Genomic DNA, 13,244 nt, shown 5'->3' on the forward strand with positions numbered 1-13,244 from the left:
TTTAAAGATCGGGTTAATTTTTGCCCGCATCGCCGTATCATTGGGAGCAAAAAATGAGTGATGAAGTAGCCCTGCCGCTGCAGTTTACCGAAGCCGCAGCCATTAAAGTAAAAGATCTGATCGCAGACGAAGACAACCCGAACCTGAAGCTGCGCGTCTACATTACCGGCGGCGGTTGCAGCGGCTTCCAGTACGGTTTCACCTTTGACGATCAGGTTAACGATGGCGACATGACCATTGAAAAATCCGGCGTCGCGCTGGTGGTGGATCCGATGAGCCTGCAATATCTGGTGGGCGGCGCGGTGGATTATACCGAAGGTCTGGAAGGATCGCGCTTTGTCGTGACCAACCCGAACGCCAAAAGCACCTGCGGTTGCGGATCGTCCTTCAGCATTTAATTCTCTGCTCTGTTGTCGGGCGGCGACGCCGTCTCGCCCGGCCTGCAAAACATCATCACATTATTTTGTAGGCCCGGTAAGCGTAGCGCCACCGGGCGAATCATGACAGTTCCAGGCCCGGTAAGCGAAGCGCCACCGGGCAATATCATGTCTTATCGCGGATTATCATCCAGCGCAAAGGTCGGCAGTTTCAGATGCCAGCGGATCGCCGCCAGACGAATGGCGAGCGTCACCACCATCCCGATCATACTCGCCGTTTCCAGCGGTACGCCGAAAGTATAAAACGCCGTCGCATGCACGATGCCGCCGATAATACAGGCTGTGGCATAGATTTCGGTGCGCAGGATCATTGGGATTTCCCGCGCCAGCATATCGCGGATAATACCGCCGCCCACGCCGGTGACCACGCCCATACAAATCGCCACCAGCGGCCCGGTTCCGGCCAGAAACGCCTTATTCACGCCAATCCCCACGAAGACCGCTAACCCCACGGCATCGAACACCGGCAATACCCATTTCGGCAGGCGGCGCGGCTGGCGCACCAGCAGAATGGTTAACAGGCAGGTGACCATAGCGATCACCAGATCGGTGGGATCTTTTACCCAGAACACCGGGCCGTGATCCAGCGCCATATCGCGGATGGTGCCGCCGCCGACGGCGGTCACCACCCCCAGCACCAGCACGCCAAAGGGATCCATACGCAGTTTGCCGGCAAGCAGTACGCCGGAGATGGCGAAAACGGCGGTGCCGATAATATCCAGCCAGTAGACAAGCATTTTATTTTACCTGTGCGAGAGCGGTACAGAGTTGTTTTGCGGCGAGGATAATACGCGGGGATGCACGTTCAAACCAGTCACTATTGAGGGCTATCACCTCACTTTTGAGATGATTATTCCAGAATGCCTGCACTTTCGGAATGGCGTCCACTCCGCCGGTGACCACAATGGCCTGCGGATCGCGGGCCAGCACCTGTTCACGGCTCACCTGCGGCCAGGGAACACGGGCGGAAGCAAAGATATTTTCACCGCCGCACAGCGTCACCACCTGGTGCTGGATGGTTCCGCTGCCGCTGGTAAACAGCGGGTGAGTGCTGAACTGCATAAAGACGCGTTTCTTCGGCGTACCGGCGTACTGCGCTTTTAAGGCGGCATAATCGGTGAGCATCGCCTGAGCACTGGCGTGCGCCTGTTCGGGTTGCGGGCTGTATTCGGCGAGGCGCTCCAGCGATTGCGCCACCTGCTCGATGCTTTCGGCGTCAACCCACAGCACGCGAATACCAAAGCGGGTGAGCTGGTTAACCTGACGTTCCGCGTTGCCGCCGCGCCAGGCCAGCACCACGTCGGGCTTAAGCGCCACGATGCGCTCAAGGTTAATGCCCTGCCAGCTGGCGACCTGCTCAATTTTACTGGCCGCGGGCGGGTAATCGGAATGGCTGCTGACGCCCGCCGGCGTGATCCCGGCGGCAAACGCCAGTTCAGTATTGGCCGGTGAGAGGGAAATCACGCGCGGCGCGGCATAAAGCCACGCTGGCGTCAGCAGAAGCAGGGCGGCAAGCGCCCTGAAGGAACCCTTAGCCACGCGCCAGGTTCTGCACCAGCGTCTCAACCATCAGGCTGGACTGCTTCGCCGCCACGACGAGGAATTCCTCGAAGCTCAGGTGCGACTCCTGATCCGCCACGTCAGAAATGGCGCGTACCACCACAAAAGGCACGCCCATGTTATGGCAGACGTGGGCAATCGCCGTGGCTTCCATCTCAACGGCAATCGCCTGTGGGAAGTTATGGCGAATTTTCGCGAGGTTTTCGGAACCATTGATAAAGGCATCGCCGCTGACAATCAGCCCGCGCACGGCGTTCAGGTTTAATTGCGCAATGCAGGCTTCGGCTGCGGCAACCAGTTTTTCGTCGGCTTTAAAGCCCGCCGGGCAGCCCGGCAGCTGACCGAGTTCGTAACCAAAGGCAGTGACATCGGCATCGTGGTAACGCGCTTCGTCGGAAACCACGATATCGCCCACTTTCAGCGTTGGCGCGAGACCGCCTGCCGAGCCGGTATTGATGATCACATCAGGTTTGCAGTGCTCCAGCAGCAGCGTAGCGCCCATCGCCGCCGCGACTTTGCCAATACCCGATTTCAGCAGGGCGACTTCAGTGCCATTGAGCGTACCGGTGTAAATTTCGCAGCCCGCGATATTCTGCGTCTGACGATTTTCGATTTTGTCACGCAGCAGCGTCACTTCTTCTTCCATTGCACCAATAATGCCAACTTTCATAGAGATACTCGCTAATGTGATAAGACTGAGTTACGTTTTCAGGGCATAGTCTATCATGGCAGGCAGGAATGCATTACTTCACATGACGCACGATCGCGGGAGAAGAAATGGCTGAGATCGATTTTCGCAGAAAAATAAACTGGCATCGCCGCTACCGCTCACCGCAGGGCGTCAAAACGGAACATGAGATCCTGCGCATCTTTGAAAGCGATCGCGGGCGCATTGTAAATTCCCCGGCGATCCGCCGTCTGCAACAGAAAACTCAGGTCTTCCCGCTGGAGCGCAATGCCGCCGTACGCACCCGGCTTACGCACTCGCTGGAAGTACAGCAGGTGGGGCGTTACATCGCCAAAGAGATCTTAAGCCGCCTCAAAGAGCAGCGGCTACTGGAAACCTACGGTCTGGCCGAACTGACCGGGCCGTTTGAAAGTATCGTTGAAATGGCCTGTCTGATGCATGACATCGGCAACCCGCCGTTCGGCCATTTTGGCGAAGCGGCGATCAACGACTGGTTTCGCCAGCGCCTGTTCCCGGAAGATGCCGCCAGCCAGCCGCTGAGCAGCGATCGCTGTCAGGTGACCGCGCTGCGCCTGCGGGAAGGGGAGGATGAACTGAACGGCCTGCGGCGAAAGGTGCGCCAGGATTTGTGTCATTTTGAAGGTAATGCGCAGGGGATCCGGCTGGTACATTCGCTGATGCGTATGAACCTCACCTGGGCGCAGGTGGGCTGTATTTTAAAATATACCCGTCCGGCGTGGTGGGTGGGCGAGCCGCCCGCCAGTCATAATTATTTAATGAAGAAGCCCGGCTATTATTTTTCCGAGGAAGCTTACGTCGACCGCTTACGTAAAGAGCTGGAACTGGATACGTTCAGCCGTTTCCCGCTCACCTGGGTAATGGAAGCCGCGGATGATATTTCTTATTGCGTCGCCGATCTGGAAGACGCCGTCGAGAAAAGAATATTTACCGTCGAGCAGCTTTATCAGCATCTTTATGATGCCTGGGGCAGCCATGAAAAAGGATCGCTGTTTGCACAGGTCGTCGAAAATGCCTGGGATAAATCCCGCGCCAACCGATTAAGCCGCAGCGCCGAAGATCAGTTCTTTATGTATTTGCGGGTCAACACGCTTAATAAGCTGGTGCCTTACGCGGCGCAGCGCTTTATTGATAATCTGCCGCAGATTTTCTCCGGAGAATTTAATCATGCGCTGCTGGAAGACGAAAGCGGCTACAGCCAATTGCTTGAATTATATAAGAGCGTCGCGGTTGAAAATGTCTTCAGCCACCCCGATGTAGAACAGCTGGAATTGCAGGGGTACCGGGTGATCAGCGGTTTGCTCGATATCTATCGGCCGCTGTTGCAATTAACGCTCAGCGATTTTAGCGAGCTGGCGGAAAAAGAACGGCTGCGGCGTTTCCCGATTGAAACCCGCCTTTTTCATAAGCTCTCAACCCGTCACCGGCTGGCGTATGTAGAGGCGGTCAGTAAATTAGATCGCGCGGCGACAGATTTCCCTGTACTGGAGTTTTATTACCGTTGTCGCCTGATCCAGGACTATATCAGCGGCATGACAGATCTGTACGCCTGGGATGAATACCGCCGTTTAATGGCCGTTGAATAATAGCGCAGCAATTGTAAAGACTGACAATAAATTTTTACTTTTGCAGAAAGTCCGTTTTGGAACTTCGCGCTATAAAATGACTCTCACTGAAACAACACAGCCCTTTTGCGTAATCAGTAATCAGAGATTAAACAACATGAAAAAAACGACGTTAGCCATGAGTGCACTGGCATTAAGTTTAGGTTTAGCGCTTTCTCCGATGTCAGCTATGGCGGCTGAAACCGCGTCCTCCGCGCAGGCCGCTCAGCCGATGCCGAGTCTGGCGCCGATGCTGGAAAAAGTCATGCCATCGGTGGTGAGCATCAATGTGGAAGGCAGCACGACGGTGAACACGCCGCGTATGGGCCGTAACTTCCAGCAGTTCTTTGGTGACGATTCGCCGTTCTGCCAGGAAGGGTCGCCGTTCCAGAGTTCGCCGTTCTGCCAGGGCGGCGCGCCGGGCGGATCTGACGGCGGTCAGCAACAAAAATTCATGGCGCTGGGTTCCGGCGTAATCATTGATGCCGCAAAAGGCTATGTCGTCACCAATAACCACGTGGTGGATAACGCCACCACCATTAAAGTGCAGCTGGGCGACGGGCGTAAATTCGACGCGAAAGTTGTGGGTAAAGATCCGCGCTCTGATCTGGCGCTGATCCAGATCCAGAGCCCGAAAAACCTGACGGCTATCAAACTTGCTGACTCCGACGCGCTACGCGTGGGTGACTATACCGTGGCGATCGGTAACCCCTTTGGCCTGGGCGAAACCGTGACCTCGGGGATCGTTTCTGCGCTGGGACGTAGCGGCCTGAACGCGGAAAACTATGAAAACTTTATCCAGACGGATGCGGCCATTAACCGCGGTAACTCCGGTGGCGCGCTGGTGAACCTGAACGGCGAGCTGATCGGTATCAACACCGCGATCCTCGCGCCGGACGGCGGTAACATCGGTATCGGCTTCGCTATCCCGAGCAATATGGTAAAAAACCTGACCGCGCAGATGGTGCAGTACGGCCAGGTGCGTCGTGGTGAACTGGGTATTCTGGGAACAGAACTCAACTCTGAGCTGGCGAAAGCGATGAAAGTCGACGCTCAGCGCGGGGCCTTCGTCAGCCAGGTGATGCCGAACTCTTCCGCCGCGAAAGCGGGCATTAAAGCGGGCGATGTGATCACCACCCTGAACGGCAAGGCGATCAGCAGCTTTGCGGCGCTGCGCGCGGAAGTCGGCTCAATGCCAATCGGCAGCAAAGTCTCCCTTGGCCTGCTGCGTGACGGTAAGCCGGTGACCGTCAATCTGGAACTGCAACAGAGCAGCCAGAACCAGGTGGAATCCAGCACCGTCTTCAGCGGTATTGAAGGCGCGGAAATGAGCAACAAAGGCCAGGATCAGGGCGTCACCATCAGCAATGTGAAAGCCAATTCTCCGGCGGCCCGCATTGGCCTGAAAAAAGGCGATGTGATCATTGGCGCGAACCAGCAGCGTGTGAAAAATATCGCTGAGCTGCGTAAGATCCTCGACAGCAAACCGTCGGTACTGGCGCTGAATATTCAGCGTGGCGACACCTCGCTGTATCTGCTGATGCAGTAATCCGCCACTCCCTTCTCCGCCACGGAGAAGGGAGTTATCCCTCCGTTCTGTGAAGCTTTCCACAACTCTACATTTCTGATCCCTGCTCTGTGCATTTGCACAATGCGCGCCGCTATTATCTTTTCTATTCTGGAGCACTGCTTACGGGAGGGATACATGGCTGGCTGGCATCTTGATACCAAAATGGCGCAGGACATCGTGTCACGCACGATGTGCATTATCGATACCAATATCAACGTGATGGATGCGCGTGGCCGGATCATCGGCAGTGGCGATCGGGAGCGTATTGGGGAATTGCACGAAGGCGCGTTGCTGGTGCTGTCTCAGGGTCGGGTGGTGGATATTGATGACGCCGTGGCGCGTCATCTGCACGGTGTGCGTCAGGGCATTAACCTTCCGCTGCGTCTGGAAGGGGAGATCGTCGGCGTTATCGGCCTTACCGGTGAACCGGAGACGCTGCGCAAATACGGCGAACTGGTGTGCATGACCGCCGAAATGATGCTTGAGCAGTCCCGGTTGATGCATCTGTTAGCCCAGGACAGCCGCCTGCGCGAAGAGCTGGTCATGAACCTGATCCAGGCAGAAGAGCACACCCCGGCGCTGACCGAATGGGCGCAGCGTCTGGGCATCGATTTAAATCAGCCGCGCGTGGTCGCGGTGGTGGAAGTGGACAGCGGCCAGCTCGGCGTTGACAGCGCGATGGCGGAACTTCAGCAGTTGCAAAATGCCCTGACCACGCCGGAGCGGAATAACCTGATCGCCATTGTGTCGCTGACGGAGATGGTGGTGCTGAAACCGGCACTCAATCAGTTTGGCCGCTGGGATGCGGAAGATCACCGCAAGCGGGTGGAACTGCTGATTTCGCGCATGAAAGAGAACGGGCAGTTGCGCTTTCGCGTGGCGCTCGGCAACTATTTTACCGGGCCGGGCAGCATCGCCCGGTCATATCGTACCGCGCGTACCACCATGATGGTGGGTAAACAGCGGATGCCGGAAAACCGCAGCTATTTTTATCAGGATTTAATGCTGCCGGTGCTGCTCGACAGTCTGCGCGGCGGCTGGCAGGCAAATGAACTCTCCCGTCCGCTGGCGCGTCTGAAAGCGATGGATAACAACGGGCTGCTCAGGCGTACGCTGACGGCCTGGTTCCGCCATAACGTGCAGCCGCTGGCGACGTCCAAAGCGCTGTTTATCCACCGTAATACGCTGGAATACCGGCTCAACCGCATCTCGGAATTAACAGGTTTAGATTTGGGGAATTTTGACGACCGGCTGCTGCTGTATGTGGCGTTGCAGCTGGATGAACAGCGTTAGATAAAATATGCCGGGTGGCGGCTTGCGCCTTACCCGGCCTGTAAATTCGCATCGTTGCAGGCCCGGTAAGCGTGCGCCACCGGGCACGCGACGGTTATTTATTGCGGGTCAGCTTTTCCAGATCGGCTTCAATTTCACTGATCTTATTGGTCACGACCGATTCCAGATGACGAAGATCGTCTAAGATCTTACGCTTCAGGTCGACTTCCGTACGATCGCGCTGGCAGATCTGATCCAGCTCATCGATCACGTAACGCAGGTTAGGGCTGATTTCCTGCACTTCTTTGTAGCCCTGACCCACGCCATCCGCGACAATGGTTTTACGCTGGCGCGGGTATTTAAACTTCACGCTTTTCGCGAAAAACTCGCCTTTGTCCTTATGAAAATAGATTTTCAGAATATCGTTATTGGCTTCCTGACGGAGGCTGTAGCGATCGATTTCATCCGGATTGGTAATGCCTAAACTTTTCAGATTATCGTACATAGCGGTACCCTTAAGCTCAACATAACCTATGAATAATTAACGAAAAAATCTATCTTCGCCACTGCGTCGTGCAAAAAAGGCGGGGTGAGTCACCCTCTCCCTGAGGGGGAGAGGAGATACCTTAGTCGATCGTGCGCAGCAATTCGTTAATGCCTACTTTTCCGCGTGTTTTCGCATCTACTTTTTTCACAATCACCGCGCAGTACAGGCTGTAAGAGCCGTCTTTAGACGGCAGGTTGCCGGAGACAACAACCGAGCCTGCCGGCACGCGGCCATAATGCACTTCGCCGGTTTCGCGATCGTAAATACGGGTGCTCTGACCGATGTACACGCCCATCGAGATCACGGAACCTTCTTCCACGATAACGCCTTCCACCACTTCAGAACGTGCGCCAATGAAGCAGTTATCTTCAATGATAGTCGGGTTCGCCTGCAGTGGCTCAAGAACACCACCAATACCCACACCGCCGGAGAGGTGAACGTTCTTGCCAATCTGCGCGCAGGAACCCACCGTGGCCCAGGTATCCACCATGGTGCCTTCATCGACGTACGCGCCGATGTTGACATAGGACGGCATCAGCACGGTGTTACGGGCGATATAGGCACCCTGACGCACGGCCGCTGGCGGCACCACGCGGAAGCCTTCTTTCTGGAAGCGCGCTTCGTCGTAGTCGGCGAATTTCATCGGCACTTTGTCGAAGTAGCGGCTTTCAGCGCCCTCGATCACTTTGTTATCGTTAATGCGGAAAGAGAGCAGCACCGCTTTCTTCAGCCACTGGTGCGTCACCCACTGACCGTCAATTTTTTCTGCGACACGCAGCGCGCCGGAATCCAGCAGGGCAATAACCTGATTAACCGCTTCACGGGTAACGGTATCCACATTTGCCGGGGTGATGTCGGCACGGCGCTCGAAAGCGGTCTCAATAACGTTCTGTAATTGCTGCATGTTTACTCTTTCCATCTGTATAAAAAAAATCGTTACCCTTTATCGTTTGGATTGAGGGCCGCTGTCAACCGTTGTTGCACTTCCTGCTGGAGCACATTATTAAGGCCACGCCGGTCCGCTGTGGCGATTATAAATAAATCTTCTACTCGCTCGCCAATTGTCGAAATTCTCGCCCCATGTAAGGAAATTCCGAGGTCTGCAAACACCTGGCCGACGCGGGCCAGCAGCCCAGGCTGATCGAGGGCGATCAGTTCGAGGAAGGATTTTCTGTCCGTGTGGGTCGGCAGGAAATTGACCTCGGTGTCGACGGTAAAATGGCGCAGTTTTGCGGGCTGTCGGCGAGGCTGCGGCGGCTGCCAGCTGTTCTGGGTGATCGCCTGCAGCAGACCAAAGCGAATGACCTCATGGCGATCAGCTGCCAGCGGTTTGCCGTCCGGCTCCAGCACGATGAAGGTGTCCATCGCCATGCCGTCGCGGGTGGTGAAGATTTGCGCGTCATGCACGCTCAGGTTGCGGCGATCCAGCTCGGCGCAGACCGCGGCAAACAGGTAGGGGCGATCGGGGCTCCAGATAAAGATTTCCGTGCCGCCGCGTGTGGCCTGCGGGCTGAGCAGGATCATCGGCTCGCTCAGATCGTGCTGCAACAGATTACGCGCGTGCCATGCCAGCTGATTTGGGCTGTGGCGCACGAAATAGTTCGCCCGGCAGCGCGCCCAGATATGATGCAGCGCTTCTTCATTAATGTTGTCCATGCGCAACAGCGCCAGCGCCTGGATCTGATGATGACGCACACGCTCGCGCATATCCGGGGTGTTTTGCATTCCGCGACGCAGCTGTTTTTCCGTGGCGAAGTACAGCTCGCGCAACAGGCTCTGCTTCCAGCTGTTCCACAGGGTTTCATTGGTGGCGCAAATGTCCGCCACCGTCAGGCAGACCAGGAAGCGCAGGCGGTTTTCGGTCTGTACTTCTTCGGCGAACTGCTTAATGACTTCGGGATCCTGAATATCACGGCGCTGGGCAGTCACGGACATCAATAAATGCTGGCGCACCAGCCAGGCGACCAGCTGCGTTTCCCGTGAGTTCAGGCCATGCAGTTCGGCGAATTTCAGCACGTCCTGCGCGCCCAGCACTGAGTGATCGCCGCCGCGACCTTTGGCGATATCGTGGAACAGAGCGGCAATGAGGATCAGCTCCGGATGCGACAGGCGCGGCCACAGCTCCACGCACAGCGGATGCTTCTGGCGCGTAGCCTCATCAGCAAAGCTTTCCAGCTTCAGCAGGACGCGGATGGTGTGCTCATCCACCGTATAGGCATGAAACAGATCGAACTGCATCTGGCCGACAATGTGCGACCACTGGGGCATATAGGCCCACAGCACGCTGTGGCGGTGCATCGGCAGCAGGCCACGGCTGACCGCGCCGGGGTGACGCAGCATGCTGAGAAACAGCGTACGCGCTTCCGGGATAAAACAGAGCGGCTGCGTCAGATGACGACGGGCATGGCGCAAATGGCGCAGGGTGGTGGAGTAAATGCCGGTGATGCTGCTGTTGCGCACCATCATATAGAACATGCGCAGAATGGCCTGCGGCTCGCGGATAAACAGCGTCTCGTCCCGCAGATCGATTAGGGTGCCGCGCAGTTGAAACTCATCGTCAATGGCGCGCGGTTTTTCATCGGCCGTCAGCGCAAGAATAGCTTCGTCAAACAGTTGCAGCAGCATCTGATTCAGCTCGGTGACGCGACGGGTCACGCGATAGAAGTCTTTCATCATATGCTCGACCGGCTGGTTGCCGTCGCCGGAATAGTTCAGGCGCTGGGCGACGCTCAACTGGCGGTCAAACAGCAGACGGTTATCGTAGCGGTTAAGCTCCAGATGCAGCGCAAAACGGATGCGCCACAGCAGATGCTGACATTCGTTCAGTTCGTTACGTTCGGCCTGAGTCAGAAAGCCGAAGCCAACCATCTCGTTTAAGGAGGTGGCGCCAAAATGACGGCGGGCGATCCATTGTAAGGTGTGGATGTCGCGCAGGCCGCCGGGGCTGTTTTTGATGTCCGGCTCAAGGTTGTAACTGGTGCCGTGGTAGCGTTGATGGCGCTCGTTTTGCTCTTCAACTTTGGCGGCGAAGAATTTTTCCGACGGCCAGAAACCGTCGCTGAAAATGTGCTTTTGCAGCTCCAGGAACAGCGCGACGTCGCCAATCAACAGCCGGGATTCAATCAGATTGGTGGCGACCGTCAGATCCGATAAGCCCTCCAGCAGGCACTCTTCCAGCGTGCGCACGCTGTGCCCGACTTCCAGCTTAATGTCCCACAGCAGGGTGAGCAGCTCGCCAATCTTTTGCGACTGCTCCTCTGAGAGCTTTTTACGGCTGAGGATCAGCAGATCGATATCTGACAGCGGATGCAGTTCGCCGCGTCCGTAACCGCCCACCGCCACCAGCGCGGTGTCGGCGACCTCGCCAAACCCGTACTCCATCCACAGGCGCTGTAACAGCTGATCGATAAACTCGGTACGGGCCTCAATCAGTTGTTCGGCAGAAAGCCCGGCATCAAAGACCTCGCCCAGCCAGTGCTGGAAGGCGTCCAGCCGCGCTTTGATCCCGGCGCACGTCAGCTCTCCCGCAGGCCAGGCGTTAGGGTTTTCCGGCTGACCGGGCAGGGAAGGGGCCGTGTGACTGAACTGCTCGCAGAGGTTATGACTCATATCGCGCCCATTTATAAGAAAAAACTATCGCCATAAAAAAAGCCGGCAATCGCCGGCTTCTTCATCATTCGTTGTGCGAGAGTATCGCCGGGATGGTGTCATCCTTTCGTAACGTCAGAATTTCGCAGCCGTTATCCGTCACCACAATAGTATGCTCGTATTGAGCAGACAAGCTGCGATCTTTGGTTTTCACCGTCCAGCCGTCTTTCATGGTGCGAATGCGGTAATCGCCCGCGTTGACCATAGGCTCAACGGTAAAGGTCATACCGGCCTGCAACACCACGCCGCCGTCATCCGCATCATAGTGCAGCACCTGCGGCTCTTCGTGGAAGCCACGACCGATGCCGTGTCCGCAATATTCGCGCACCACAGAGAAGCCTTCCGCTTCGACAAATTTCTGAATGGCGGCGCCCAGGCTGCGCAGACGAATGCCCGGCTTCACCAGGCGCAGGGCCAGATAGAGGCTCTCCTGGGTGATGCGGCATAAGCGCTCGCCCAGAATGGTCGGTTTGCCGACGATAAACATCCTGGAGGTGTCGCCGTGGTAATCATCTTTGATCACCGTGACGTCGATATTCACGATATCGCCATCTTTCAGCAGTTTTTCGTCATCCGGAATGCCATGGCACACCACTTCATTAATAGAGATGCAGACAGACTTCGGGAAACCGTGATAGCCGAGGCAGGCAGAAACCGCCTTTTGCTCATTGACGATATAATCGTTACAAATACGATCCAGCTCGCCGGTGCTGACGCCAGGTTTAACGAAAGGCTCGATCATTTCCAGCACGTCGGCAGCCAGACGGCCCGCCACGCGCATTTTTTCGATTTCTTCCGCAGTCTTAATAGAGATAGCCATTGATTCTGTCCATCGGGGTCGATCGGGTCGACCATAATTGTGTAAGTGGCGTCAATGGTATCAGCCTGGCGCGCCGCCTGCCAGATTGGGAATGATTAAGCGCATCCGTCGCCAACAACTGTTGGTGTCACGGGCGTATTTATGGTATAAAGCGCGCCGGACTTCCGTTCCATTTTGGCACGTGAAGCCACAAATCTCACTTTGTGTAAATAACACACACGTATCGGCACATATTCCGGGGTGCCCTTCGGGGTCGGTAATATGGGATACGTGGAGGCATAACCCCAACTTTTATATAGAGGTTTTAATCATGGCAACTGTTTCCATGCGCGACATGCTCAAGGCTGGTGTTCACTTTGGTCACCAGACCCGTTACTGGAACCCGAAAATGAAGCCTTTCATCTTCGGCGCACGTAACAAAGTTCACATCATCAACCTTGAGAAAACTGTACCGATGTTCAATGAAGCCCTGGCTGAACTGAGCAAGATCTCTTCTCGTAAAGGTAAAATCCTTTTCGTTGGTACTAAACGCGCTGCAAGCGAAGCGGTGAAAGAAGCTGCTAACAGCTGCGACCAGTTCTTCGTGAACCATCGCTGGCTGGGCGGTATGCTGACTAACTGGAAAACCGTTCGTCAGTCCATCAAACGTCTGAAAGACCTGGAAACTCAGTCTCAGGACGGTACTTTCGAAAAGCTGACCAAGAAAGAAGCGCTGATGCGTACTCGTGAGCTTGAGAAACTGGAAAACAGCCTGGGCGGTATCAAAGACATGGGCGGCCTGCCGGACGCACTGTTTGTAATCGATGCTGACCACGAACACATTGCAATCAAAGAAGCAAACAACCTGGGCATCCCGGTGTTTTCTATCGTTGATACCAACTCCGATCCGGACGGCGTTGACTTCGTTATCCCGGGTAACGACGATGCAATCCGTGCTGTAACCCTGTACCTGAGCGCTGTTGCTGCAACCGTACGTGAAGGCCGTTCTCAGGATCTGGCTGCGCAGGCGGAAGAAAGCTTCGTAGAAGCTGAATAATAAGGCACGCTCCCCGGAGCCCTTATTAACCAGGTAGTATCGAG

At 55.9% G+C, this 13,244-nt stretch carries 12 protein-coding genes; 5 read left to right on the top strand and 7 right to left on the bottom strand.

The window, feature by feature from the left end; all coding sequences use genetic code 11:
- Positions 1-53: 53 nt before the first annotated feature.
- A complete protein-coding gene (gene erpA / locus BMF08_RS09555; protein ID WP_072570694.1) occupies positions 54-398 on the top strand; it encodes an iron-sulfur cluster insertion protein ErpA in 345 nt (114 codons plus the stop codon).
- Positions 399-550: 152 nt separating this feature from the next.
- Here the strand turns inward: erpA and BMF08_RS09560 are convergent, their stop codons facing one another.
- Genes BMF08_RS09560 through mtnN form a run of 3 tightly spaced genes read right to left on the bottom strand, consistent with a single transcriptional unit; the run spans position 551 to position 2,667 of the window.
- Entirely contained in the window at positions 551-1,174 is a 624-nt protein-coding gene (locus BMF08_RS09560) for a TRIC cation channel family protein (RefSeq protein ID WP_072570696.1), read from the bottom strand.
- A 1-nt stretch (position 1,175) separates the two neighbouring features.
- Positions 1,176-1,976: a vitamin B12 ABC transporter substrate-binding protein BtuF gene (gene btuF / locus BMF08_RS09565; protein ID WP_072570698.1), complete on the bottom strand. Its 801-nt coding sequence runs from the start codon at positions 1,974-1,976 to the stop codon at positions 1,176-1,178.
- On the bottom strand, positions 1,969-2,667 hold the full coding sequence (gene mtnN, locus BMF08_RS09570) for a 5'-methylthioadenosine/S-adenosylhomocysteine nucleosidase (protein WP_072570700.1): 699 nt from the start codon (positions 2,665-2,667) through the stop codon (positions 1,969-1,971). Before mtnN ends, btuF begins: the two co-directional genes overlap by 8 nt.
- Before the next feature lie 107 nt (positions 2,668-2,774).
- On the opposite strand from mtnN, the gene dgt reads away from it, so the two are divergent.
- From dgt to cdaR, 3 genes are all read left to right on the top strand, one after another.
- Positions 2,775-4,289, top strand: coding sequence for a dGTPase (gene dgt, locus BMF08_RS09575; protein WP_072570702.1), 1,515 nt, complete (start codon positions 2,775-2,777; stop codon positions 4,287-4,289).
- A gap of 136 nt (positions 4,290-4,425) precedes the next feature.
- Positions 4,426-5,856: a serine endoprotease DegP gene (gene degP / locus BMF08_RS09580; protein ID WP_072570703.1), complete on the top strand. Its 1,431-nt coding sequence runs from the start codon at positions 4,426-4,428 to the stop codon at positions 5,854-5,856.
- A gap of 156 nt (positions 5,857-6,012) precedes the next feature.
- Positions 6,013-7,170: a DNA-binding transcriptional regulator CdaR gene (cdaR, locus tag BMF08_RS09585; protein WP_072570705.1), complete on the top strand. Its 1,158-nt coding sequence runs from the start codon at positions 6,013-6,015 to the stop codon at positions 7,168-7,170.
- Positions 7,171-7,264: 94 nt separating this feature from the next.
- Here the strand turns inward: cdaR and BMF08_RS09590 are convergent, their stop codons facing one another.
- The 4 genes from BMF08_RS09590 to map all read right to left on the bottom strand — a co-directional run bounded on the left by BMF08_RS09590 (position 7,265) and on the right by map (position 12,164).
- Positions 7,265-7,654: a DUF3461 family protein gene (locus BMF08_RS09590; protein WP_072570707.1), complete on the bottom strand. Its 390-nt coding sequence runs from the start codon at positions 7,652-7,654 to the stop codon at positions 7,265-7,267.
- A 121-nt stretch (positions 7,655-7,775) separates the two neighbouring features.
- Positions 7,776-8,600, bottom strand: a complete 825-nt coding sequence (dapD, locus tag BMF08_RS09595; RefSeq protein ID WP_072570709.1) for a 2,3,4,5-tetrahydropyridine-2,6-dicarboxylate N-succinyltransferase — start codon at positions 8,598-8,600, stop codon at positions 7,776-7,778.
- A gap of 32 nt (positions 8,601-8,632) precedes the next feature.
- Positions 8,633-11,305 (bottom strand): bifunctional uridylyltransferase/uridylyl-removing protein GlnD, encoded by a 2,673-nt coding sequence (glnD, locus tag BMF08_RS09600; RefSeq protein WP_072570710.1) that lies wholly within the window; start codon positions 11,303-11,305, stop codon positions 8,633-8,635.
- A gap of 64 nt (positions 11,306-11,369) precedes the next feature.
- The gene (gene map, locus BMF08_RS09605; protein WP_072570712.1) at positions 11,370-12,164 is read right to left on the bottom strand and encodes a type I methionyl aminopeptidase; all 795 of its coding nucleotides are present in this window, start codon (positions 12,162-12,164) and stop codon (positions 11,370-11,372) included.
- 310 nt (positions 12,165-12,474) lie between these two features.
- Between map and rpsB the strand changes: the two genes are divergently transcribed.
- On the top strand, positions 12,475-13,200 hold the full coding sequence (rpsB, locus tag BMF08_RS09610; RefSeq protein WP_072570714.1) for a 30S ribosomal protein S2: 726 nt from the start codon (positions 12,475-12,477) through the stop codon (positions 13,198-13,200).
- Positions 13,201-13,244: the final 44 nt, after the last annotated feature.

It is taken from the genome of Enterobacter sp. SA187, assembly GCF_001888805.2.
Lineage (GTDB): Bacteria > Pseudomonadota > Gammaproteobacteria > Enterobacterales > Enterobacteriaceae > Enterobacter_D.